Origin of the sequence: Mesorhizobium sp. C268A (genome assembly GCF_040324475.1) — a bacterium.
GTDB lineage: Bacteria > Pseudomonadota > Alphaproteobacteria > Rhizobiales > Rhizobiaceae > Mesorhizobium.
Genome location: NZ_JAMYVX010000001.1, coordinates 1709848 through 1733875, shown reverse-complemented (window position 1 = coordinate 1733875; position 24028 = coordinate 1709848). Strand labels below are relative to the sequence as shown.

The following is a 24028-nucleotide window of genomic DNA, read 5'->3' as shown; positions in this document are numbered from 1 at the left end:
AGGACATCGCATGCCACTGCCCAAACCAAACCTCTATCCCGCCTTCAACATCGTGCGCCTCAGCCATGTCGAACTGGCGGCCACCGACCTTGCGAAATCCCGCGCCTTCTATGTCGACACGCTCGGCCTGCAGGTTACCGACGAGACATCGGACGCCATCTATCTAAGGGCCCTGGAAGAGCGCGGACACCACTGCATCGTGCTGAAGAGGGCCGGCAGCGCCGAAGCACGCGATCTCGGCTTCAAGGTTTTCTCGGATGAGGATCTCGACAAGGCCGAGCACTTCTTCAAGGCAAAAGGCCTGCCGGTCGAGTGGGTCGAGCGACCGTACCAGTCGCGCACCTTCCGCACCCGCGACCCGCACGGCATTCCGCTCGAGTTCTTTGCCCAAATGGAAAGGCTGCCGCCGATTCATCAGAAATATGCGCTCTACAAGGGCGTGAAGCCGCTGCGCATCGACCACTTCAACTGCTTCTCGCCCAATGTCGACGAGTCCGTCGCCTTCTACAACGAGCTTGGCTTCCGCGTCACCGAATACACCGAGGATGCCAGTAGCGGAAAGCTGTGGGCGGCCTGGACGCACCGCAAGGGCGGCGTCCACGACATCGCCTTCACCAACGGTGTGGGTCCGCGCCTGCATCACGTCGCCTTCTGGGTGCCGACACCGCTCAACATCATCGACCTGCTCGATCTGATGGCGACGACGGGTTACCTCGCAAATATCGAGCGCGGCCCCGGCCGGCATGGCATTTCCAACGCCTTCTTCCTCTATGTCAGAGACCCGGACAATCACCGCATCGAGATCTACTGCTCGGACTACCAGACGGTCGATCCGGATCTGGAGCCGATCAAGTGGGACCTCAAGGACCCGCAGCGCCAGACGCTGTGGGGCGCGCCGGCGCCGAAAAGCTGGTTCGAGGAGGGCAGCACCTTTGCCGGCGCGGCCGCACGCCAACCGGATTTGGCGGCGTCGCCGATCATCGCACCGTGACCACAGACGCGAACCTGACGGAGACCGGGATGACTGCACCTGGGCGGCTCGCCACCTTCACCGTCGGCGGCAAGACGCGCTATGGCGCGGTCACAGATAAGGGCGTCGTCGACCTGTCGGCGCGGCACAGCCAGTGGCCGACGCTGCGCGAAGTGATCGAGGCCGGCGTGCTACGGCGGCTGGCGGAAGAGGCCGAAGCCTACGCCGTCGATTTTCCAGTCGGCGCCATCGCTTATGAAATCCCTCTGCCGACGCCGGAAAAGATCATCTGCGTCGGCGTCAACTACCCGGACCGCAACGAAGAGTACAAGGACGGCCAGGCCGCGCCTTCCAACCCGTCGCTGTTCATCCGCTTCCCCCGCTCCTTCGTCGGCCACGACGCGCCGCTGGTGCGGCCGCCGGAATCGCCGCAGCTGGACTATGAGGGCGAGATCGTCATCGTCATCGGCAAGGGTGGACGACGCATCGCCGAGAGGGATGCGCTTGACCATATCGCGGCACTATCCCTGTGCAACGAAGGCACCATTCGCGATTGGGTACGGCACGCCAAGTTCAACGTCACGCAGGGCAAGAATTTCGACCGCACCGGCTCGCTCGGTCCGTGGCTGGTGCCGTTCACCGACGAGGCGCAGATTGCCGACATCGCGCTGACCACCCGCGTCAATGGCGAATTGCGCCAGCAGGACCGCACCAGCCGGATGATCTTCTCGTTCCGCAAGATCATCGCCTATGTCTCCACCTTCACCACGCTGGTGCCAGGCGATATCATCGTCACCGGTACGCCGACCGGCGCCGGCGCCCGCTTCGACCCGCCGATCTGGCTGAAGCCGGGCGACGTGATCGAAGTCGAAGCCGACGGCATCGGCGTGCTCCGCAACGGGGTCGTCGACGAGGCAGCATCGTGACCCCCGAGCAAGTTGAAGATGCCGCGGCAAGGCTGTTCGAAGCCGAGCGTTCGCGCCGCCAGATCCGTCTGCTCAGCCTCGATTTTCCCGACGCGACGATGGAGGATGCCTATCGCGTCCAGGCAGCGCTGGTGAAACGCAAGACCGATGCCGGGCTGACCCCGAAGGGCTGGAAGATCGGCCTGACATCGAAGGCGATGCAATATGCGCTCGCCATCGACACGCCGGATTCGGGCGTGCTGTTCGACGACATGTTCTTCAACGACGGCGCGACGATACCCGTCGGCCGCTTCATCCAGCCGCGCGTCGAGGCCGAGATAGCCTTCGTCATGAAGGCGCCGCTGAGGGGCCTAGGCGTGACCATCTTCGACGTGCTCAACGCCACCGATTATATCACGCCGGCGCTCGAAATCCTCGACACGCGCATCGAACGCGTCAATGCCGAGACAAAGAAGGCGCGCACTTTCTTCGATACGATTTCCGACAACGCCGCCAATGCCGGCATTGTCGTCGGCGGCCGGCCGCAACGACCCGATGAAGCCGATATGCGCTGGATCGGCGCCATCGTCTCGCGCAATGCGGAGGTCGAGGAGACCGGGCTTGGCGCCGGCGTGCTCAACCATCCGGCGATGGGCATTGCCTGGCTGGCGGACAGGCTCGCCCGCTACGGCATGTCCATCGCGGCCGGCGAGGTGGTGCTGTCCGGATCGTTTGTGCGCCCGGTCGAGGCGCGGCCCGGCGATACGATCGTCGCCGACTTCGGCAGCTCGGGAACGGTCAGCATCCATTTCGCCAAGAGCTGACGGCTCTCATCGGCTCGTCAGTTGGGCTGTTCGCCGCGCAAGTAGTCAATCACCACATCGGCTGCGATGGTCGACATGCGCAAGCCGACATCCCTGGTGATGTCGCCTTCGACGCGGCTTTGCACCCAGCCAAGAAACGCGAAGGCACGCAAGGCGGCGAATAGAGCCAATGCGGCGATGTCCTGCGGGATCAGCGCACGCTCTTGCTGGTAACCGTCAAGCAAAGCGGTTTCGATCAGCGGGTAGATCGCCTCCTCGCGGTTCTGGTAGAGGGCGACGGCAAGGTCGTACATGTGCCAGCCATGGCCGCAATCATCGAAGTCGATGATGCGCACCGCACCATCATGAATGAGCACATTTTCGCGCACCAGATCGGCGTGGATGATGCCGAAATTGCGCGCGCTGCGCTCATGTTCCGACAGCGCCTTCACTGCCTTCTCGCGCGCCTGCAAGACCAGCGCGCGGCGAGGACCATCGAGAAAGGGCGAGGTCTCGAACCGGCCCCAGACCGGGTTCGCACCGAAGAAGCCGTCGAAGTCCCATGCATGGCGGGCGAAGCCCGCGGGCGGCGCCCACGAGGCAGTGACATTGTGCATATGGGCGATGGTCCGCCCGATCGCCGTGAAGATCTGGATCGACTGGTCGGCCGTGTAGGCCAGTGGCACGCCGCGTGCGCCCACGGCGCGGCCCTCCAGCCAGCTCAGGCAATCGGCCTGCCGGGGCTGCGCCGAGGTGGCCGTGCTGACAAGCACGAACGGATCGCCGGCCTGTGTTGCGACGCAAGACGGCGTGGCGACGCCGGCGGATTGCAGGAAGCCCATCCATTGCAGTTCCGAACGCAGCGCGGCGTCCGTGTGGTAGCCGAGCCGGTGGATGCGCATGGCTGCCGGCTGGCCATCCGGCAGCCGCACGCGGAAGACGGCGTTCTCGCGGTGCTTCAGAAGTTCCGGCTCAGAGTTGCGGACGCCCCAATGTTCGAGCGCACGCCTGGCGAGCTCCGTGACATCGGCTGCCGTTTCGGGCTCGGATTGGGTGGAAACAGAATTCACGCCGGCACTCCGCCGACTTCGCCCAGCACCTCGTCCAGCAGGCCGATCAGGAAGTCGGCATTGTCACGCGAGAACGGCATGGGCGGGCGGATCTTGAGCACATTGCCGTGGATGCCGGTCTTGCCCATCAGCACGCCGCGATGGCGCATGCGATTGGCGACCTGCTCGGCAATGTCGGGCGCCGGTTCGCGCGTGTCGCGGTCGTGGACCAGCTCGGCGCCGAAGAACAGTCCGGCGCCCCTGACCTCGCCGATGCACTCATGCCGATCGGCCAGCGGGCGCAGCAGGCCAAGCGCATAAGCGCCGACGTCTTGCGCGTTGGCGACAAGGGTTTCCTGTTCGATGACGTCGAGGACGGCATTGGCGACCGCGCAGGAGACCGGGTTGCCGCCGAAGGTGTTGAAGTAGCGGAAAGCGTCGCGGAAGGTCACCAGTATCTCCTTGGTGGTGACCACGGCCGCGATCGGATGGCCATTGCCCATCGGCTTGCCCATGGTGACGATGTCGGGGACGAAGCCGGCGCGCTGATGGCCCCAGAAATGGCTGCCGGTGCGGCCGAAGCCGGGCTGCACTTCGTCGGCGATGACCAGACCACCGGCTTCGCGCACGGCCGCCAAGGCGTCGTCGAAAAATCCGGTGGGCAGAGCCGGGAAACCTTCATTGGCGAGCAGCGGACACAAGATGATGCCAGACAGGCCAATGCCATCCTGTGCCAGCGAGGCGATCGCTTGGCGCACGGCGTCGCCAAAGGCCTTGCCATTGGCCATCGCATCGGGATGGCGATAGCTGTCGGGGGCCGGCACCAGCCTGACATGGGGGGCGCGGCCGCGGATCGGAGGCATGCGCGTGCTCAGCTGCGAAACCGCCGTCGTGTTGCCATGATAGGTGGCGTCGGTGGCGATGATGCCCATATTGCCGGAGGCGGCCTGCGCCATGCGCAGCGCGATGTCGTTGGCCTCGCTGCCGGTGCAGGTCAGGATTGCGGTGGCGAGGCTTGCATCGAAGGTCGCCGTCAGCCGCTCGACATAGTCGAGAATTGCGGTGTGCAGATAGCGTGTGTGGGTGTTGAGCAGGCTTGCCTGACGGCACAAGGCCTCGACCACATGCGGGTGGCAATGGCCGACATGGGCGACGTTGTTGTAGGCATCGAGATATTTGCGGCCGTCGGCATCGTAGAGCCAGACGCCTTCGCCGCGCACCAGGTGCACGGGCTCGTCGTAGAACAATTGCGATTTCGCGCCGAGCAGGCGGGCACGCCGCTTGACGAGCGCTTCCTCGCTCGGGTTCTTCTCAGATTGGGTCATTGCGTACCAAACTCCATTGCGTCAGCGGGTCTATCAGGCCCTCGACAGACCTGCATCGATGGCCTCGCCGATCTTTGCCACGTCGGCGGCGCCGATGATCAGCGGCGGCGACAGGATGATGTTGTTGCCGGACACGCGCAGCATGACGCCGGCGTCATAAGTGGCTTCCGAAACCACGGCCATGGTCTTCTTGTCCACCGGCTTTTTCGTCGTGCGATCGGAGACCAGCTCTAGCGCAGCCATCAGGCCCTTGTACCTGATGTCGCCGACGATCGCGTGCTTGGCTTTTAGCCCCTCCAGCGTCGCCGCGAGCTCGATGCCGCGCGCGGCTGCGTTCTCGTCCAGGCGAAGCCGCTTGGTCTCGGCAAGTGCAGCCAGCCCTGCCGCGCAGCCGACAGGATGGCCGGAATAGGTATAGCCATGACCGATCGCCCCGAAGCTGGTCTTGTCGGCCTCGAAGACGTCGGCGACCTTGGCGCCGATCAAGGTGGCGCCGAGCGGGAAATAGCCCGAGGTGATCGCCTTGGCGATGGTCATGAAATCCGGCTTCACGCCGGATAGCCGCGAACCCGACCAGGCGCCGGTGCGACCGAAGCCCGTGACCACCTCGTCGGCGATCAGCAGGATTTCGTGGCGGTCGCATATCTCGCGGACCAGCGGCATGAAGCTGTCATGCGGAACGATGACGCCGCCGGCGCCGAGAACCGGCTCCATGATGAAGGCGGCAATGGTGTCGCCGCCCTGGAAGGCGATCTCGTCCTCCAGCGCTTTGGCGCACAGTTTGGCTAGCCGCGCCGGATCGGTCTCATCGAACGGATTGCGGAAGGTCCAGGGTGCGGGAATGTGGAAGACGCCGGGCATAAGCGGCTCATAGTTGCGGCGGAAATTGGCGTTGCCGTTGACTGACGCGCCACCGAAATGGGTGCCGTGATAGCCCTTCTTCAGCGCGAGGAATTTTGTCCGGTCGCCCTGGCCGCGGATCTTCCAGTATTGGCGGGCGAGCCGCAGTGCGGTTTCGACCGAATCCGAGCCGCCCGAGGTGAAGAAGGTCCGCACCATGCCTTCCGGTTCGAACCATTCGCTGAGTTCGTAAGCGAGCTCGATCGACGGGCCGGTCGACGTGCCGCGAAACCCGGAATAGTAGGGCAGGGCGCTGAGCTGGTCGGCGATGGCCTTCTTGATCGGGTCGCAGGAGTAGCCGAGATTGACGTTCCACAGGCCGCCAACCGCATCGAGCACGGTGTTGCCGTCGATGTCGGTGACCATCACGCCTTCGCCTTTCATGATCACCTTTGGCGGGTTGGCCCGCATCTCGGCCGGGTGTGCCATCGGATGCCAGATCGGCTTGGCGTTTTTCTCGGTGAGGAAATTGATGTCGCGCATCGCAAGGCTCCGCAAATGTCTCAGGAGATGAGGTCGAAATGGCCGAGGGCCTCGGCATAGGAAAGTGCCGGCCGCGCGACGTCGAAATGAACGGTGCGCATGCCGGCGGCACGGCCGCCATCGACATTGCGCTGCTGGTCGTCAACGAACACACAGGCGCCGGCAGGCAGGCCGAGCGCCTCGGTCACCAAGGCATAGGCGCGCGGATCGGGCTTGAGGATGCGGGTATAGGTGGCGTCGACGATGGTGTCGAACAGCTCGAGCAGCGGCAGCCGCTGACGGAAGCCGGCGCCATAGAACAGATCTAGCTCGTTGGACAGGATCGCTAGGCGAAATCCCGCCGCATGCACGGTCCGGATGGCGCGGACGGCTTCGGGCCGCACGATCTTTTCCGGCTCGGCTCCGCGTGCGCGCTGGACGAATGTCTCCATCGCCTGCCAGTCCTCGCCGACGAGCCGGCCGACTTCGCTGGTGCGGGTGCGCCAATAATCGCGCTCGCTGATCTCGTCGGCCTGCATGGAGCGCCACAGCGGATCTGAATCCGGGTCGAACGGCCCGTGCCATTGCAGCGTTCCCGGCGCGAGGCCGAGCGCCTGTTCGGTCAAGGCATGGGTCTCGAAAAGGGTCCGGGTGACGACGCCGCCGAAATCGAGGACGAGCGCCTGGGCAGGAACAGCGCTCACGCAGCCACTCCCTTGGCCGGCATGCCGCGCGGGATGATGCCTTCCTCGACCCAGCGGTCGAAGATTTCGAGCGCCTTGCCGACGAACTCGTCGCTGTTGATGTGGGCGTCGATCTCGTGGAACTCGACGCCGGCGGGAATGGCCTTGCGCATCTCATCGGTGAACGCCGCGAGGGCTTCGGGTTCGTACAGCGGCTCGCCCTGCGCATCCCATTCCTGGATGCCGCCGGAGGGCAGGATGAAAGCGGAGCGCCCCTTCGACGCACCGAGTTTGGCGGCGATGGTCCTGGCGACTTCACGGCGGTCGGCGGCATCGACGGTGATCGAGCCGATCAACCTGTTATGAGCATGGAATGGCCGCTGCGCGAACTTTGTCGGCAGCGCCTGCCAGGTCGGCAAATCGACCATGTCCACGGCGCCAGGGGCTGCGATCTGCGGAATGCCGCGGGCGCCGGCATTCTCGAGCCGGTCGGCGCCGGAGCTGACGACCGAACCGGCAAGATGATTGGTGATCTCCTGCAGGCTGAAGTCGAACACCGCGCAGAAATGGTCCTGGCTGGCGATCGATTCGAAGGCCCGGCCCCCCATCCCGGTGGTGTGAAAGACTGCGACGTCATAGCCGCGCTGCTCCAACGCCGGCTTCAGCGTCTTCATATAGCGCAGGCAACTGCTGCCCAGCGAAGTCATGCCGATGGTCGGTCCGACCGCCGGGCCGAAGCACGGGATGCAAGCACGATCTTCGCCGCACCGACCACCGCGCCGCAGGCCTGGGAAAGGACCAGCTTGCAGATGGTGTTGAGGCCGTAGAGCCCGCCTGCCCACAGGATCATCATCAGGTCGGGCGCGACACGCTCGGGCGGAATGAGATGCGAGTAGGCGATGGTCGAGACGACGAATTTCGGCACGCCGAGCGGCAGGCACAGCGCGACATCGAGCGCCAAATCGGTTCCCATCGAACCACCGATGGCGATGAAGGCGTCGATCTCGCCGCGCTGGTGAAGCTGGCGCACCAGCTGAACGGCGCCGACGGCCATCAATGTCATGGCGGTGTTTTCATCGCCGCTCGAGACGATTTCGGCCATCGTCACGCCAGCGGCCCGCGCAACGGCATGCTTGTCGTGATCGGGACTATAGGCGGGGGCGCCTAGCACGCTAACATCCATCATCACGGCGCGGCCACCGGATGCCTCGATACACGCTTTCATGAACAGCAGTTCGTCGGTCTTGGTGTCGCCCGTGCCGATGACCAGGATGCGGGGCGTCGCCATATCTGCAGACATCAGGCCTGCCTCCTCAGGGTTTGCAGGTTTTCGCCATTGAGGCGCATCGAAATCTCCCGTGCCGCGGTCACAACCGCAAGCCCTCGTTCCACGATCGTAGCCGGTGTCGTCCTGGCCTTCGGGGCTGCCACCGCAATTGTCCCCAGCGCAAGACCATCGGCGGCGCGGATTGCAGCCGCGACGCCGATCACGCCGTCCTCATGGCCCTGGTCGCAGATCGAATAGCCGCGGTCGCGCGCCTCGCCGATCGACTTTGAAATGGCGGCCGGCTCGACGAGGGTATGATCGGTGAAGGCCTCAAGCGAACCTGTCAGGCATGCTTTCACCGTCGCGTTGTCGGCGAAGGCCAGATAGGCGATGCCGGAGGCGGTGGAATGCAGCGGCAGAAGCTGGCCGATATCGATGTTCACCCTGTTTGCCCAGCTTGAATGCTCGACATGGACGGTGATCAGTCTGTCGACGCCGAATTCCGACAGATGCACCGTCTCGGTTGTCGAACCCGCCAGATCCTGCGCCACGGGAATTGCCGTTTGCAGGAACGGGAAGCAGGCTTCGCGGATACGCGCCAGCCGCGACAGGCCGGCGCCGAGGCGATAGTGCCGCGTGCCGGCATCCTGCTCGACGAAACCATGGCCGCCAAGCGCCACCAGCAGCCGCCGCGTCGTCGCCTTGTCGAACGCACACCGCCGCGCGAGATCGGAAAGTCCGAACTCGGGTTCGTCCACCGTGAACAGCTCCAGAAGTGAAATCGCCTTGCCGACCGTACCCATCCAGCCTCCCGCTCGGATAGAAACTTAATGTGTGAATTAACTTGACAGGCATCGGCATTCTTTGCAAGTCTATATTCAAAATAAGGGTTCAAATAATGAACCGATGGCATTCAGGGAACAGGCCGAGCGGCCGCGAACCCAGGGGTTCGTAAAACTGGAGGGACAAATGTCAGCAGTTTCGGAACAGGCGCCCGCCAACAGGCTGCGCAAGAACAGTCTTGGCGTCGGCGCTATCACCTTCATGGTGATTTCGGCGGCGGCGCCGCTCACCGCGGTCGCCGGCGGCACGCCGCTCGGCATGCTTATGGGCAATGGGGCGGGCTTTGCCGGCACCTATCTTATCGTGACCGTGTTGCTGCTGCTGTTTGCGGTCGGCTACGTCGCCATGTCGCGCCATGTCGGCAATGCCGGCGCGTTCTATGCCTATGCCGCGCGCGGGCTGGGCGGTTTTGCCGGCGGCGCAACCGCAATCATCGCGATCCTGTCCTACAACGCCATGCAGATCGGGGTCATGGGCCTGCTGGGGGCCGCGACCGCCGGCCTGTTCGCCGGCTGGGGCATCGACCTGCCCTGGTGGGTGTGGAGCTTCATCGCCGTTGCCATCGTCGCGGTGTTGGGCTACCGCCAGGTCGACCTGTCGGCCAAGATCCTGACGGTGCTGGTGCTGTGCGAATACATCGTTGTGCTGGTGCTAGACCTCGCCATCCTCAAGACCGGTGGCGACAGTGGTCTCTCTGCGGCGCCGTTCAGCTGGAGCCAGATCGTCAGCGGCTCGCCCGCCATCGCCATCCTGTTCTGTTTCGCCGCCTTCATCGGTTTCGAGGCGACGACGATCTACGCCGAGGAAGCCCGCGACCCCAAGGTGACCATTCCGCGCGCCACCTATTTCTCCGTGCTGCTGATCGGCGTCTTCTACATGGTCACGGCCTGGCTGATGGCGGTCGGCGCCGGCGTCGACAAATTGTTGCCGGCACTGCAGGCGCTTCAGGATCCGACGACTTTCCTGTTCGGCCTGTCCGACCGCTACGCCGGAACCATGCTGTCGCACGCCATGGGCATCCTGTTCGTGTCGAGCCTGTTTGCCGGCGTGCTGGCGTTCCACAACGCGGTTGCCCGCTACATCTACGTCTCGGGCCGCGAGAAGCTGTTGCCTGAAGCGATCGGCGTGACGCATTCAGTGCACCAGAGCCCGCATGTCGCTTCCGTCATCCAGAGCGTGTTGGCAGCGATCGTCATCGGACTGTTCGCGATACTCGGCCTCGATCCGGTTCTGGCGCTGTTTTCCTGGCTGACCAATGTCGCGACGCTGGGAGTCATCGTCATGATGGCGGTGGCCTCGCTCGCCGTGGTGATGTACTTCCGCGCCAACCCGTCGACGCAGGAGAATGCGCTGAAGACCACCATCCTGCCTGGGCTGGCCTTCATCGCTTTCGTCGTCATCATCTACCTGATCGTCATTAATTTCGGTGGCCTGTCCGGGGCCGGTGGCTTCCTTGGCGTGTTGCTGCCGGGGCTGGTGCTGATTGCCGCGGTGGTCGGCCTGCTGCTTGCCGGTGCGTTGAAGAGCCGGGATCCGGTTGCCTTCGAAAATCTCGGCGTGCCGCTGAAGGACTAGGACAAAGGACAAGGGGGTAGCGCGTTCGGCGCCGCCCCTTTCCATCGCAAGGGAGTAACGGCGTTGAGCTTTGCCGAGAGCATCACCGTTGAGGCGCTGGAAGCCGATCCGTATCCGATCTATGCGGAACTGCGGCGCAGTGCGCCTGTCGCTTTCGTGCCGGCGGTCAATCTCTGGTTCGTCACCCGCTGGAAGGACGTCGAGACCGTCGCAAAGTCACCCGACATCTTCTCCGCCGTCGTCGGTACGTCTCCGGTCGAACGCTCGTTCGGCAAGCCGACCATCCTGACCACCGACGGCGAAACGCATAGACAGCTGCGCCAAGGCGTCGATCCGAAATACCGGCCGCGCACCGTCGCCGCCTATGCCGGCGATCTCGTACGGTCGATTGCCGAACCTTTTCTCGACCGGATCGCCGAACAAGGCTCCGCCGAGCTGATGGCGGATTATTTCGAGCCGGTGTCGACGCTCAGCCTGGCGCGCTCGCTTGGCCTTGCCGACATCGACATGCCGACGCTGCGCCGCTGGTTCTATGGCCTTGCGCAGGGCGCCATCAATTTCGAGAACGACCCGAAGCGGCAAGAGATCGCCGACGCGATCAGCGCCGAGGTCGGCGCAGCCATCCGGCCGACTCTGGATAGACTGGCGCGCGCACCCGACGACTCGGCGCTGTCGCATATGCTGCATGACGGCATGCCGGAAGGCACGACGCGGCCGATCGATTTCTTGATGCCAAGCATCAAGGTCATCCTGCTTGGCGGCATGCAGGAGCCCGGACATGGTGCCGGTTCGATCCTCGCCGGCCTGCTTGCGCATCCCGAACAATTGCGGCAGGTGCTCGCCGATCCCGAGACCTTTGTGCCCAGGGCTGTCGATGAAGGCTTGCGCTGGGTGGCGCCGATCGGCACCCAGACGCGGCAGACGACGCGGGCGGTCGAGCTTGGCGGCGTAACGATCCCTGCCGGCGCCGCGGTCGCTGCACTTGTCTCCTCGGCAAGCCGCGACGAGAGCCGCTTTGCCGATCCAGACCGCTTCGACATCAACCGCGGGGAAGGCAATCATGCCGCCTTCGGCTTTGGTCATCATTTCTGTTCGGGCCGGTTTTTCGCGCGCGAGCAGATGTGCCTTGCGTTAAGGCTGCTGCTCCTGCGCTTCCCCGATCTCAGCCTGGTGCCAGGCAAGGTGCCGGTGTTTCGCGGCTGGGAATTCCGCGCGCCAACCACGTTGTATGTTTCCCTGGGAGTCCGCCACCAATGATCAGCCAGAATGCCATCGACGCGCTGCGCAAGACGGAGATCGGCGAGCGGGGCTTGTTTATCGACGGCGTACAGGCCGCAGCGACGAGCGGCGCGACGCTGGCGGTGATTTCGCCGATCGACGGCCGCCCTTTTGCCAGCATCGCTGACGGCAATGCCGCCGACATCGATCGCGCGGTCCGATCGGCGCGAAAAGCATTCGAGAAGGGTTCATGGTCGCGCGCCGCCCCTGCCTTTCGCAAGAAGGTGCTGACGAAATTTGCCGAGCTGATCGAAAAACATGTCGATGAGCTGGCCGTGCTTGGCGTGCGCGACAACGGCACCGAGATCGGCATGGCCTACAAGGCCGAGCCGCTGTCGGCGGCCGGCACCATCCGCTACTACGCCGAGGCGATCGACAAGGTCTATGGCGAGATCGCGCCGACGGCCGACAATGTGCTCGGGCTGATCCACAGGGAGCCACTCGGTGTCGTCGGCGTCATCGTGCCGTGGAACTTCCCGCTGATGATCGGCGCCTGGAAGATTGCGCCCGCACTGGCCACCGGCAACAGCGTCGTCGTCAAGCCGCCGGAGATCGCCTCGCTGACCTTGCTGCGGCTGGCCGAACTCGCAAGCGAGGCTGGACTTCCCGAAGGCGTGTTCAACGTCGTTACCGGGCATGGTGCTGTCGCCGGCGAAGCGCTTGGCCTCCACATGGATGTCGACGCCATCGCCTTTACCGGATCGGGGCCGGTCGGCCGGCGGCTGCTCGAATACTCCGCCCGTTCCAATTTGAAGCGGGTCTTCCTCGAGCTTGGCGGCAAGTCGCCCAACATCGTCTTTGCCGACGCTCCGGACCTGAAGCAGGCGGCGGTCGTCTCGGCCAACGGAATCTTTCGCAATTCAGGCCAGGTCTGCGTTGCCGGCTCGCGTCTGCTCGTTCAGTCGTCGGTCTATGATCTTTTCATGGACGAACTTGTCTCGGCAACCACGCGGCTCAAGGTCGGCGACCCGCTCGATCTCGCCAGCGATATCGGTGCGGTATCGAGCGCCGAACAGCTGGACAAGAATCTCGGCTTCGTCGCCATGGCGCAAGCCGAAGGCGCCCGTCTCGTCGCCGGCGGCGAACGGATACTGACCGAGACCGGCGGCAGCTACATGGCGCCGACGATCTTCGAGAACGTGACGCAAGAGATGCAGTTGGCGCGCGAGGAGGTGTTCGGACCGGTGCTCGGCGTGATGCGCTTCGAGACCGAGGAGGAGGCGGTGCATCTGGCCAACTCCACTGTCTACGGACTTGCCTCGGCGGTGTGGACCGCCAATCTTTCCACGGCCCATCGCATGGTGCGCGCCATCAACGCCGGTGTCGTCCACGTCAACACCTATGGCGGAGCCGATATCACCGTGCCGCTTGGCGGCGTCAAACAGTCCGGTTTCGGCCGTGACAAGTCGCTGCATGCACTGGAGAAATTTGTCGACCTCAAGACCGCCTGGATTGCGCTCTGAGCCTCGCGGAAAGGCAGGCATATCTGCTCTTTTCGTCAAGCTTGGCCTCAGAACGCCACGCTGGTGCTGGTTGGCGGCGACCGCGTCGTCGCTATCGGCAGCTCGACTAGCGTGGTGTCGCGGGTCCAGGCTTTGCGCGGAAAGCCGTGTTGCGACCGGCGGGTATCACAGCGTCCTACTCCGTTGTGCCGGCTTTTTTTCTGCGCCGATTGGTGTGCGACTGCGCGACGGCCATTCGCAATTCAGGTGTGATCTCCAAAGGCGCATTCTCTGTCCCATGCGGGTCTTGCAGCCCCTGGACGTGGACGGTCGGGAATGGGAGTTCGATGCCCTGCTCCTTGAAGGCTTGGCGGAGGCGCAAAAAGAACCTGCCTTTCATGCTGAAGGCGCCTCCAGGTCTGGTCGTGACCTTGACCCTCAAGACGATGCCGTACTCGCCGAACTCCTGCACCCCCTGCATCTTGATCGGTTCGATCACCCAGTGTTTGAACTCCGGATCTTCCGCCAGTTCCAGGCCAATTCGCTTGATCAGTTTGCGAGCAAAGTCGATATCGGTGTCATAGCCAACGGTGATGTTGAATTTGTCGGTGACCCAGTCGCGGCTCTGGTTCTGCACGGCGCCGAGTTCGCCGAAAGGTATCGTGAACAGCGGACCACGATGGTGGCGCAGCTTCACCGAGCGCAGCGAAAAGCTCTCCACCGTACCCCTGTAGCTGCCCGATGAAATGTATTCGCCGACACGGAAAGCATCGTCGAGCAGATAAAACACGCCAGAGATCACGTCCTTGACGATGGTTTGCGCGCCAAAACCCACGGCGACGCCGACGACGCCGGCGCCGGCGATCAGCGGGCCGATCTGGATGCCGATCGAAGCGAGCATCATCAGCACCGCCATCACGATGATAACCGCGAGCAGAATGTTCTGAATGATCGGCAACAGCGTGTGCAGCCGCGCCTGATGCGGATCGAGGGTGAGGATGTCCTCCTCGCCCATCACCGCTTGCGGTATCGCGACGCCCAGCTTTCGTTCGATCAAGGCTTTGATGATCGACCAGCCGAAATCGGCAGCAAGGGCAATGACCACGACGTTGATCAAGCCGCGCAATATGAGCATGGTGGTCGTATCGCTGCCGCGCATGGATTGCATGTCCAGGCCCAGTACGCGTGCGAGAAGGTAAGCCGCCGCGAGGATGAAAATCATCCGGATACCGCGATCGATGACAGCGATCGTCACCGCCGGGATCGTCGGCCGGCCGGCATCTTCCGAACCCGGCCGCAGGACGAAATTAACCCCGCGCTCTGTCAGCACAATTGCCAAAGGCAGGAAGAATGCGGTGAAGGTAAACCAGAAGAATGTATAGAGGCCGGCAATGCGTTCGAGGAACAGAACGACGAAATAAGCCGTCAACAACCATGTCACTGCCGTGTGACCGCTGTGGCGCGCGCCGTCTCGCTGCGTCCTTGGCCGACGCCAAATGGCCAGCAGGAAGAGCAACAGCAGGATGAAATCGGCGCCGACGGACAGGACCATCATTCCGTCCTGGTCTATGCCGAGACCCGGCAAGAGGACAAACGCGGCGGCGAAGAAGGCGAAAACGCCGACGATCCGGGGCAGCCAATAAGCCCAATGGTCAGCAGCTCCGTTGGTGATCGGCAGGGCACGAACCTCGATGGCGTGCTCGACCTCCATGAAAGAAGGGACGAGCGTGGCCATCACGTACAGGCGCACAGCCCACGTAAAGACCGCAGCCATCAGAAATGTCAGCACAATCTCGCGGATGAGCGCTGGCCAGTCGAACAGCATGAACGCACCGGCGCTGCCCAGCGCGAACGAGCCGATCATCATGCTGGAATAAAGCGTGCGGCCGCCGATCTTCTTGGCCCGCCCGATGGGCGTATCTCTGGGTTGCGCGATGATCCAAAGACGAAATGGACGGGTGAGCTTGTATATTGCCCAGGTGAGCGCCAGGCCGGCAGCGATAAAGATCGCAATCAGCACCAATATGCTGACGGGGCCCTTGCTGGACATATCGTCCATGGTATTGGCCCGGACGCGCGCGAACTGGTCCGGCAGCGAAGGCAAGGTTCGCACGATCTTTTCGATGTGATGCTTGATCCGATCGAGCGTCGAGGATGCCATAGTATTCATCTGGCCCGGTGCGGCCACGGCGTCGGCCGGCGGAGCGCTAGTCTCGGCAGGCGCTTCCGTCGATCCTGCGCCCTGATTTCGTTGCTCGGCCACCCAGGCCTTCACCGACGGATCGTCGAGAAGCTCGAACAGCTGTTTGACCTTGTCGGGCGTGACGGCGGCCGGTGCCTGGGCCTGTGCCGGACCAGCCAACAGGAGGGCGATGCCAAGGACGAGTGGCCCGGCTATCAGGACGAACATCGCCGTCAGGTTCCCGGGACGCCGTGCCGGGCGCGCCGGCTCCCTGGCCCCCAATCGTCGTTTCATGAGCAGCATCGTGCGGTAACCTTCCGGTCAGATCGGCGAGCAAGGACAGCTATGTCCGTCGTTGCCCCCACCTTTAACAAGCCGATGTTGCGGTGCAAGGCTCATCGCACCTAGACCGTTGGGTAGGGCACCAGGCGACCGGCAAGGCTGTCATCACCAGTGCCAGCGTTGCGCTGCATTCCTTGTCCCGACCACCTAGACCGGGTCGTTGTCGGTCGTCGGTTGCTCCGCGGCGGGAGCCTGTGACCATGCCGCATTGCACAATTTTGCGACCTTGCCCACAATGCACGCATGGTCCGCAGCTCACTCGCCGTCCTGGTCATCGACGAAAACCGTATCCGCGCCGCGATCATCGAGGCAGGTTTGCGCGAGGCCGGCCATGAGCGGGTCACCGTCATCCACGACGTGACCGGCATTGCGCGGCGCATCGCCGAGATCGAGCCGGACGTCATCGTCATCGACCTGGAAAACCCGAACCGCGACATGCTGGAAAACATGTTCCAGCTGTCGCGTGCGGTGAAGCGGCCGATCGCCATGTTCGTCGACCGGTCGGACCAGGCATCGATCGAAGCGGCGGTCGATGCCGGCGTTTCGGCCTATGTCGTCGACGGCCTCAGGCAAGAGCGCGTCAAGCCGATCCTGGACATGGCGGTCAGCCGCTTCAACGCTTTCTCGCGCATGGCGCGCGAGCTGGAAGAGGTTCGAGGCGAACTTGAGAGCCGCAAGGTGATCGACCGTGCCAAGGGCATCCTGATGAAGTCGCGCGGCCTGACCGAAGAGGCCGCCTACACGCTGCTGCGCAAGACGGCGATGAACCAGAACCGCAAGATCGGCGACATTGCCCAGAGCCTGGTGACTGCCGCCGGGCTGCTCGGGCCGTCGGAGGACGAATGAGCATGAGCGCCGAGCACCAGATCACCGCCGGCTTCATGCCGCTCTTCGACAGTGCCGTGCTGGTTGCGGCGGGTGAGCTTGGATTTGCCGCACGCGAGGGCATCGATCTCACACTGCACCGCGAGACCTCCTGGGCCAACATCCGCGACCGCATCGCCATCGGCCATTTCCACCTGGCGCACATGCTGGGGCCGATGCCGCTCGCCTGCAATCTCGGGCTGACGCCGCTTGCTTCCGAGACCATCGTGCCGTTTTCGCTCGGGCTTGGCGGCAATTGCATCACCATCTCCAACGCCGTCTGGGAAGGCATGGCGGCACACGGCGCCATACCCGATCTCGAGCCCGCGCGCGCGGGCGCAGCCCTCGGTGCCTTCATTCGCGACCGCGCCGGGGCTGGCGGCGATCCGCTGCGCTTTGCCGTGGTGCACCCGCATTCGGGGCATAATTACGAACTGCGCTACTGGCTTGCCGGGTGCGGCATCGATCCGGAGCGCGAGATCGAGATTGTCATCGTGCCACCGCCCTTCATGGCCGATGCGCTGGTCGTCGGGCGGATCGACGGCTACTGCGTCGGCGAGCCCTGGAACAGCGCCTCGGTCGCCGCCGGCACCGGCCATATCGTCACCATCAAGGCGCTGCTGTGGCGCAACAGTCCGGAGAAGGTGATCGGCGTGCGCAAGGCCTGGTCGCAGGAGAACCCGGTCGCGCTGGCAGCATTGCTGCGCGCGCTGCATCATTCGGCGCGCTGGTGCCAGGATCCGGGCAACCACGCCGAACTGGCTGGTGTGATGGCTCAAGCTGGCTTCCTCGGCCTGCCACCAGCTGTCCAGATGCCGATCCTGACCGGCCATCTTGAACTGGGCGGCGGCGCCGAACTGGATGTCGACGACTTCTTCCTGCCCTTCGACAAGGCGGCGAACTTTCCGTGGAAGAGCCATGCGCTGTGGTTCTATACGCAGATGGTGCGCTGGGGGCATGTCGAGCACACGCCGGAAAACCTTGCTATCGCCCGTGACTGCTACCGTCCGGACCTCTACCGCTCGGCGCTAAAGCCGCTTGGCGTTGCACTTCCCGGCGCCAATGCGAAGGTCGAGGGCGCGCTTAAGGTCGCCACGGCTGTCGGTGCGACCGGGGCAGGCTTGGTGCTTGGGCCAGACGGCTTCTTCGACGGTCAGACCTTCGACCCCGACGAGATCGACGGCTATATAGCGCGCCAGAAAGCCGCTCGCGCGGAAGCCTGATCATTCTCGCGCCATTCTTGTGCATTGCACAAAAAATGTGCGTGCGATTGCTGTAATGAACAATCTTTGACCTGCTTGCGATGTCGCCTCGCGTGCCGGCGTCTGGCGCGTAATGTTGATTTCATTTAGGTTTTTCGTTTCACTCAGAACTGGCACGGTTCCTGCTTTGAATTAGCCAGGCCCTTCGCGGGTCACGGAACAGGCGTCCAATGGCGGGCGCCACAGGCAAAGCTGCCGCTCAGGTCAACGACGCGATCCCGGATGTACGGACGCGCGAGGCCTGGACGGCGGCTTTTTTGTTTTGGGCCACTCGACGAAGCGTTCAACCGGAGATCACGATGAAAGAAAAAATAGGGAAATGGATCGGGACGGGAACATCGCTCAAGGATGTGACGCGCCGCGATTTTCTTGTCAGCAGCGCCATGACGGCCGGCCTGTTCGTGGCGGCCCGCAAGCTCTTCCCCTCGGGCGCCTATGCCGCCACGACCGCTCCGGAGGTCACCGGCGCCAAGCTCGGCTTCATCGCGCTGACCGACGCGGCGCCGCTGATGATCGCCAAGGAGAAGGGGCTGTTCGCCAAGTTCGGCATGCCCGACGTCGAGGTGCTCAAGCAGGCCTCCTGGGGCGCGACGCGCGACAATCTGATGCTCGGCGGCGAAGCCAACGGCATCGACGGCGCTCACATCCTGACGCCGCTGCCCTATCTCATGCACACCGGCAAGGTGACGCAGAACAACCAGCCGATGCCGATGGCTATCGTGGCGCGGCTCAACTACGACTGCCAGGGCATTTCGGTTGCGCAGGAATACGCCGGCACCGGTGTCGGCCTCGACGCCTCCAAGCTGAAGGACGCCTTCGCCGCCAAGAAGGCGGCCGGCAAGGAAATCAAGGCCGCCATGACGTTCCCGGGCGGCACCCATGATTTGTGGCTCCGTTACTGGCTGGCCGCCGGCGGCATCGATCCCGACAAGGACGTCTCGACCATTGTCGTGCCGCCGCCGCAGATGGTCGCCAACATGAAAGTCGGCAACATGGACGTGTTCTGCGTTGGCGAACCGTGGAACGAACAGCTCGTCCACCAGGGCGTTGGTTTCACCGCCGCCACCACCGGCGAACTGTGGAAGGGTCATCCCGAAAAGGCGCTCGGCCTCCGCGCCGAATTCATCGACAAATACCCTAACGCCACCAAGGCGATCGTGATGGCCGTCATGGAGGCCCAGCAATGGTGCGAGGCCACGGAGAACAAGGACGAGATGGCCGCCATCATCGGCAAGCGGCAATGGATGAACGTGCCTGTCGCCGACATTATCGGCCGCCTCAAGGGCGACATCAACTACGGCAACGGCCGCGTGGCCACCGGCACTGACCTCTACATGAAATTCTGGAAGGGTGGCGTTTCCTATCCCTACAAGAGCCACGACAGCTGGTTCCTCGCCGAAAACATCCGTTGGGGAAAATTCGGGCCGACCACCGACATCAAGACGCTGGTCGATCAGGTCAATCGCGAGGATATCTGGCGCGAGGCGGCGAAGGATCTCGGCGTTGCCGCAGCCGATATTCCGGCCTCGTCGTCGCGCGGCGTCGAGACCCTCTTCGACGGCAAGATTTTCGACCCGGCCAACCCGTCGGCCTATCTCGACAGCTTGAAGATCAAGGCATCGGCTTGACCTGCGCAAACGGCGCGTTGCGCCGTTTGTCGCCCCAGCGCAACGGCGCTTCGCCGTTGTCGCCCGCATCGACCCCGGAGTTATTGTCAGACATGTCCATCCAAGCCATTGAGGAAACCACGGTGAAGGCGTTCCCCGCCAAGCCTGCCGCGGTCATCGCTTTCACCGCCAAAGCGCGGCGCCGCTTCGACCCGATCGCGATCGCCGGCAGGCTGGCCACCGCCCTGGTGCCGCCGGTCATCGTTATCGCCTTCATGCTGGTCGTGTGGCAGATCGCCTGCTCGTCGCCGACCGCCAGCCTGCCGCCGCCCAGCCAGGTGTGGAACGAGGCTTATGATCTGATCGCGCATCCGTTCTTCAACAACGGCCCGCAGGATATCGGCCTTGCGTGGCGGGTGCTGATCTCTCTGCAACGCGTCGCCATCGGCTTCGGCCTGGCGGCGATCGTCGGCGTCGCGCTCGGCGCCCTGGTCGGCCAGTCGATCTGGGCCATGCGTGGCCTCGATCCGGTGTTCCAGATACTGCGCACCGTGCCGCCGCTGGCCTGGTTGCCGCTGTCGCTGGCTGCTTTCCGCGATTCCAGCCCGTCGGCGCTGTTCGTTATCTTCATCACCTCGATCTGGCCGATCATCATCAACACCGCCGTCGGCGTGCGCAACATTCCCGAAGACTACCGCAACGTCTCGCGCATCCTGCGGCTCAACCAGTTCGAATTTTTCGTCAAGATCATGGTTCCGGCGGCTGCACCTTACATCTTCACCGGCTTAAGGATCGGCATCGGCCTGTCCTGGCTCGCCATCGTCGCCGCCGAAATGCTGACCGGCGGCGTCGGCATCGGCTTCTTCATCTGGGACGCCTGGAACTCGTCGCGGCTGCCCGACATCATCGTCGCGCTCGCCTATATCGGCGTCACCGGCTTCTGCCTCGACCGCCTGGTCGCGGCAGTCGGCTCTTTCGTCACCCGCGGCACAACGGCAAAGTGAGGAGAAGGGCGATGACGGCCTATCTGAAGCTCGACCATATCGACAAATCCTTTGCCCGCGGCGGTCAGGTCAGCGAGGTGCTCAAGGACATCAGGCTGACCATCGACAAGGGCGAATTCGTCTCCATCATCGGCCATTCCGGCTGTGGCAAGTCGACCTTGCTCAATCTGATCGCCGGGCTGACCAAGGTTTCCGCCGGCGCCGTGCTGCTCGAAAACAAGGAGGTCGACAGCCCCGGACCCGAGCGCGCCGTGGTGTTTCAGAACCACAGCCTGCTGCCATGGCTCACCGTCTACGAAAACATCAGCCTGGCGGTATCGAAAGTCTTTGGTCGTTCCAAGAGCAGGACCGAACGGCATGACTGGATCATGCGCAATCTCGATCTCGTGCAGATGGCCCATGCCAAGGACAAGCGGCCGGCCGAGATATCGGGCGGCATGAAGCAGCGCGTCGGCATTGCCCGGGCGCTTGCCATGGAGCCGAAGATCCTGTTGCTCGACGAGCCGTTCGGAGCGCTCGACGCGCTGACGCGCGCCCATCTGCAGGATGCGGTGATGGACATCCATTCCCGGCTTGGCTCGACGACGATCATGATCACCCACGATGTCGACGAGGCGGTGCTGTTGTCCGACCGCATCGTCATGATGACCAACGGTCCAGCGGCGACCATCGGCGAGGTGCTGGCGGTGCCGCTGGCGCGGCCGCGTCGCCGCGTCGAACTCTCTTCCGACCGCACCTTTTTGCGCTGCCGCGAAGCGGTGCTGAAGTTCCTCTATGAACGTCATCGCTTCGTCGAAGCCGCGGAGTAACGCCATGACCGAAAAACTCGTCATCATCGGCAACGGTATGGCCCCTGGGCGCATGCTGGAGCATCTGCTCGAACAGGCGCCGGGCCGCTACACCGTGACCATCTTCAACGCCGAGCCGCGGGTGAACTACGACCGCATCATGCTGTCGCCGGTTCTCTCCGGCGAAAAGGCCTATGAGGAAATCATCATCCACGGCGACGGCTGGTACATCGCCAACAACATCACCCTCTACAAGGGTCACAAGATCGTCGCCATCGACCGGGCGGCCAAGACCGTCACCTCCGACCACGGCGTCACCGAGCCTTACGACAAGCTCGTCATCGCCACCGGATCGGTGCCCTTTATCATTCCGGTGCCCGGCCATGATCTGCCGGGGGTGCTGACCTATCGCGACCTCGACGATGTTCAGGCCATGATGCTTGCCGCCCAGTCGCGCGCCAAGGCCGTGGTCATCGGCGGCGGCCTGCTCGGGCTGGAGGCGGCAGCAGGTTTGAACGCCCAAGGCATGGACGTCACCGTGCTGCATGTCATGCCGACATTGATGGAGCGTCAGCTCGATCCAGCCGCCGGCTATCTCCTGCAGCGCGCGGTGGAACAGCGCGGCATCAAGGTCATCACCAAGGCCAACACCCAGGCGATCACCGGCAACGGCAAGGTCGGGCAGGTGGAGCTTGCCGACGGCACTATTATCCCGGCAACGCTGGTGGTGATGGCGGTCGGCATCCGGCCGAATGCGGCGCTGGCCAGAGAGGCCGGCATAGCCGTTAATCGTGGTATCGTCGTCGATGCCGGCATGCGCAGCAACGACCCCGACATCTACGCGCTCGGCGAATGCGCCGAGGTCAACGGCCAGGTTTACGGGCTGGTCGCGCCGCTCTACGAGATGGCGCGTGTTGCCGCGAGCCAGTTGGCCGGCAACGAGGCAGCGGCCTTCGTCCACATGGACACGCCGACCAAGCTCAAGGTCACAGGCATCGACCTGTTCTCGCTTGGCGACTTCGCCGAAGGCGAGGACCGCCAGGAGATCGTGCTGCGCGATGCCGCCGCCGGCGTCTACAAGCGCCTTGTCCTGAAAGACGACCGCATCATCGGCACCGTGCTTTATGGCGAGACGGCTGACGGCGCCTGGTTCAACGACCTCAAGAAGAAGCAGACCGACATATCGGAGATGCGCGACACGCTCATCTTCGGCCAGTCCTACCAGGGGGGTGCCCCGCTGGACCCTATGGCGGCCGTTGCAGCCTTGCCGGATGATGCGGAAATCTGCGGCTGCAACGGCGTTTGCAAGGGCAAGATCACCGGCGCGATCACGGCCAAGGGCCTGGCTTCGCTCGACGACGTGCGCGCCCACACCAAGGCATCGGCTTCCTGCGGTTCGTGCACCGGGCTGGTCGAGAAACTGATGGTGCTGACCATCGGCGACAAATACAACCCGGCCGCCGTGCAACCGATGTGCGGCTGCACCACGCTCGGCCATGACGAGGTGCGCCGGCTGATCATCGCCAAGAGCCTGAAGACCATTCCCGCCGTCATGCAGGAGCTGGAATGGACGACCTCCTGCGGCTGCGCAAAATGTCGGCCGGCGCTCAACTACTACCTCGTCTGCGACTGGCCGAACGATTACGCCGACGACTATCAGTCGCGCTTCATCAACGAACGCGTCCACGCCAACATCCAGAAGGACGGCACCTATTCGGTGGTGCCGCGCATGTGGGGCGGCGTCACCAACGCCGCCGAACTGCGCGCCATCGCCGACGTCGTCGACAAGTTCGAGATACCGATGGTCAAGGTCACCGGCGGCCAGCGCATCGACATGCTGGGCATCCGCAAGGAGGATCTGCCGGCGGTGTGGGCCGATCTCGGCCAGGCCGGCTTCGTCTCAGGCCATGCTTACGCCAAGGGCCTGCGCACGGTGAAGACCTGTGTCGGCTCCGACTGGTGCCGCTTCGGCACGCAGGATTCGACCGGCCTCGGCATTCGCATCGAGAAATTCATGTGGGGCTCGTGGACCCCGGCCAAGGTCAAAATGGCGGTATCGGGCTGTCCGCGCAACTGCGCCGAGGCGACCTGCAAGGATGTCGGCGTGATCTGTGTCGACAGTGGCTACGAGATCCATTTCGCCGGCGCCGCCGGGCTCGACATCAAGGGCACCGAAGTGCTTGGCCTGGTCAAGACCGAGGACGAGGCGCTGGAGCATATCGTGGCGCTGACGCAGATGTACCGCGAGCAGGGCCGCTATCTCGAGCGCATCTACAAATGGGCCAAGCGCATCGGCATCCCCGAGATCAAGCGCCAGATCATGGACGACGGCGCCAAGCGCAAGGCCTATTACGAACGCTTCGTCTTCAGCCAGAAATTCGCCCAGGTCGACCCGTGGTCGGAACGCGTCTCCGGCAAGGACAAGCACGAGTTCCGGCCAATGGCTTCTGTCGGGTTTGCGCAGGCTGCGGAGTGAT

Annotated in this window: 18 protein-coding genes and 1 pseudogene; 12 read left to right on the top strand and 7 right to left on the bottom strand. The window is 63.7% G+C overall.

The genetic code is table 11. From position 1 onward, the window contains the following. Positions 1-10: 10 nt before the first annotated feature. Genes hpaD through hpaH form a run of 3 tightly spaced genes read left to right on the top strand, consistent with a single transcriptional unit; the run spans position 11 to position 2699 of the window. Complete coding sequence (gene hpaD, locus NKL06_RS08565; RefSeq protein WP_023692268.1) at positions 11-991, top strand: 3,4-dihydroxyphenylacetate 2,3-dioxygenase; 981 nt, start codon at positions 11-13, stop codon at positions 989-991. Between the two features lie 29 nt (positions 992-1020). Then, complete coding sequence (locus tag NKL06_RS08560; protein WP_023692267.1) at positions 1021-1896, top strand: fumarylacetoacetate hydrolase family protein; 876 nt, start codon at positions 1021-1023, stop codon at positions 1894-1896. Continuing rightward, a complete protein-coding gene (gene hpaH, locus NKL06_RS08555; protein WP_023692266.1) occupies positions 1890-2699 on the top strand; it encodes a 2-oxo-hept-4-ene-1,7-dioate hydratase in 810 nt (269 codons plus the stop codon). Before NKL06_RS08560 ends, hpaH begins: the two co-directional genes overlap by 7 nt. A gap of 17 nt (positions 2700-2716) precedes the next feature. Here the strand turns inward: hpaH and NKL06_RS08550 are convergent, their stop codons facing one another. The 6 genes and pseudogenes from NKL06_RS08550 to NKL06_RS08525 all read right to left on the bottom strand — a co-directional run bounded on the left by NKL06_RS08550 (position 2717) and on the right by NKL06_RS08525 (position 9167). Further along, positions 2717-3748 (bottom strand): phosphotransferase enzyme family protein, encoded by a 1032-nt coding sequence (locus NKL06_RS08550; RefSeq protein WP_023692265.1) that lies wholly within the window; start codon positions 3746-3748, stop codon positions 2717-2719. Continuing rightward, positions 3745-5052, bottom strand: a complete 1308-nt coding sequence (locus NKL06_RS08545; RefSeq protein WP_023692264.1) for an aminotransferase class III-fold pyridoxal phosphate-dependent enzyme — start codon at positions 5050-5052, stop codon at positions 3745-3747. Before NKL06_RS08545 ends, NKL06_RS08550 begins: the two co-directional genes overlap by 4 nt. Before the next feature lie 33 nt (positions 5053-5085). After that, entirely contained in the window at positions 5086-6435 is a 1350-nt protein-coding gene (locus tag NKL06_RS08540) for an aminotransferase class III-fold pyridoxal phosphate-dependent enzyme (protein WP_023708115.1), read from the bottom strand. A gap of 20 nt (positions 6436-6455) precedes the next feature. Further along, positions 6456-7118: an HAD family hydrolase gene (locus NKL06_RS08535; protein ID WP_023682706.1), complete on the bottom strand. Its 663-nt coding sequence runs from the start codon at positions 7116-7118 to the stop codon at positions 6456-6458. Beyond that, positions 7115-8397 (bottom strand): annotated as a pseudogene (locus NKL06_RS08530) (Tm-1-like ATP-binding domain-containing protein). The gene NKL06_RS08535 and the pseudogene NKL06_RS08530 overlap by 4 nt, the downstream one beginning before the upstream one ends. After that, positions 8397-9167, bottom strand: coding sequence for an IclR family transcriptional regulator (locus NKL06_RS08525; RefSeq protein WP_023686944.1), 771 nt, complete (start codon positions 9165-9167; stop codon positions 8397-8399). Before NKL06_RS08525 ends, NKL06_RS08530 begins: the two are co-directional and overlap by 1 nt. Positions 9168-9333: 166 nt before the next feature. Here NKL06_RS08525 and NKL06_RS08520 point away from each other — a divergent pair, with 166 nt between their 5' ends. The 3 genes from NKL06_RS08520 (at position 9334) to NKL06_RS08510 (ending at position 13523) form a co-directional block, all read left to right on the top strand. Continuing rightward, positions 9334-10782, top strand: coding sequence for an APC family permease (locus NKL06_RS08520; RefSeq protein WP_023692262.1), 1449 nt, complete (start codon positions 9334-9336; stop codon positions 10780-10782). Between the two features lie 63 nt (positions 10783-10845). Further along, positions 10846-12039: a cytochrome P450 gene (locus NKL06_RS08515; RefSeq protein ID WP_023692261.1), complete on the top strand. Its 1194-nt coding sequence runs from the start codon at positions 10846-10848 to the stop codon at positions 12037-12039. Continuing rightward, on the top strand, positions 12036-13523 hold the full coding sequence (locus tag NKL06_RS08510) for an aldehyde dehydrogenase (protein WP_023692260.1): 1488 nt from the start codon (positions 12036-12038) through the stop codon (positions 13521-13523). The genes NKL06_RS08515 and NKL06_RS08510 overlap by 4 nt, the downstream gene beginning before the upstream one ends. Positions 13524-13698: 175 nt before the next feature. On the opposite strand, the gene NKL06_RS08505 is transcribed toward NKL06_RS08510, so the two are convergent. Next, positions 13699-15987, bottom strand: a complete 2289-nt coding sequence (locus NKL06_RS08505) for a mechanosensitive ion channel family protein (protein WP_245267104.1) — start codon at positions 15985-15987, stop codon at positions 13699-13701. 282 nt (positions 15988-16269) lie between these two features. Between NKL06_RS08505 and NKL06_RS08500 the strand changes: the two genes are divergently transcribed. The 6 genes from NKL06_RS08500 to nirB all read left to right on the top strand — a co-directional run bounded on the left by NKL06_RS08500 (position 16270) and on the right by nirB (position 24027). Further along, positions 16270-16872 (top strand): ANTAR domain-containing response regulator, encoded by a 603-nt coding sequence (locus tag NKL06_RS08500; protein ID WP_023667842.1) that lies wholly within the window; start codon positions 16270-16272, stop codon positions 16870-16872. Positions 16873-16874: 2 nt separating this feature from the next. After that, positions 16875-18113: a CmpA/NrtA family ABC transporter substrate-binding protein gene (locus tag NKL06_RS08495; protein WP_031210481.1), complete on the top strand. Its 1239-nt coding sequence runs from the start codon at positions 16875-16877 to the stop codon at positions 18111-18113. Between the two features lie 338 nt (positions 18114-18451). Then, a complete protein-coding gene (locus tag NKL06_RS08490; RefSeq protein WP_031197901.1) occupies positions 18452-19780 on the top strand; it encodes a CmpA/NrtA family ABC transporter substrate-binding protein in 1329 nt (442 codons plus the stop codon). A gap of 92 nt (positions 19781-19872) precedes the next feature. Further along, positions 19873-20763: a nitrate ABC transporter permease gene (gene ntrB / locus NKL06_RS08485; protein WP_023692255.1), complete on the top strand. Its 891-nt coding sequence runs from the start codon at positions 19873-19875 to the stop codon at positions 20761-20763. Between the two features lie 11 nt (positions 20764-20774). Beyond that, a complete protein-coding gene (locus NKL06_RS08480) occupies positions 20775-21572 on the top strand; it encodes an ABC transporter ATP-binding protein (protein WP_023682696.1) in 798 nt (265 codons plus the stop codon). Positions 21573-21576: 4 nt separating this feature from the next. Then, on the top strand, positions 21577-24027 hold the full coding sequence (gene nirB, locus NKL06_RS08475) for a nitrite reductase large subunit NirB (protein ID WP_023692254.1): 2451 nt from the start codon (positions 21577-21579) through the stop codon (positions 24025-24027). Position 24028: the final 1 nt, after the last annotated feature.

Bases quoted from the DNA above. Each gene is read 5' to 3' on its own strand.
- hpaD (WP_023692268.1), top strand. From the start codon at position 11: ATGCCACTGCCCAAACCAAACCTCTATCCCGCCTTCAACATCGTGCGC.
- NKL06_RS08560 (WP_023692267.1), top strand. From the start codon at position 1,021: ATGACTGCACCTGGGCGGCTCGCCACCTTCACCGTCGGCGGCAAGACG.
- NKL06_RS08545 (WP_023692264.1), bottom strand. From the start codon at position 5,052: ATGACCCAATCTGAGAAGAACCCGAGCGAGGAAGCGCTCGTCAAGCGG.
- NKL06_RS08540 (WP_023708115.1), bottom strand. From the start codon at position 6,435: ATGCGCGACATCAATTTCCTCACCGAGAAAAACGCCAAGCCGATCTGG.
- NKL06_RS08525 (WP_023686944.1), bottom strand. From the start codon at position 9,167: ATGGGTACGGTCGGCAAGGCGATTTCACTTCTGGAGCTGTTCACGGTG.
- NKL06_RS08520 (WP_023692262.1), top strand. From the start codon at position 9,334: ATGTCAGCAGTTTCGGAACAGGCGCCCGCCAACAGGCTGCGCAAGAAC.
- NKL06_RS08510 (WP_023692260.1), top strand. From the start codon at position 12,036: ATGATCAGCCAGAATGCCATCGACGCGCTGCGCAAGACGGAGATCGGC.
- NKL06_RS08505 (WP_245267104.1), bottom strand. From the start codon at position 15,987: ATGCTGCTCATGAAACGACGATTGGGGGCCAGGGAGCCGGCGCGCCCG.
- NKL06_RS08500 (WP_023667842.1), top strand. From the start codon at position 16,270: ATGGTCCGCAGCTCACTCGCCGTCCTGGTCATCGACGAAAACCGTATC.
- NKL06_RS08495 (WP_031210481.1), top strand. From the start codon at position 16,875: ATGAGCGCCGAGCACCAGATCACCGCCGGCTTCATGCCGCTCTTCGAC.
- NKL06_RS08490 (WP_031197901.1), top strand. From the start codon at position 18,452: ATGAAAGAAAAAATAGGGAAATGGATCGGGACGGGAACATCGCTCAAG.
- ntrB (WP_023692255.1), top strand. From the start codon at position 19,873: ATGTCCATCCAAGCCATTGAGGAAACCACGGTGAAGGCGTTCCCCGCC.
- NKL06_RS08480 (WP_023682696.1), top strand. From the start codon at position 20,775: ATGACGGCCTATCTGAAGCTCGACCATATCGACAAATCCTTTGCCCGC.
- nirB (WP_023692254.1), top strand. From the start codon at position 21,577: ATGACCGAAAAACTCGTCATCATCGGCAACGGTATGGCCCCTGGGCGC.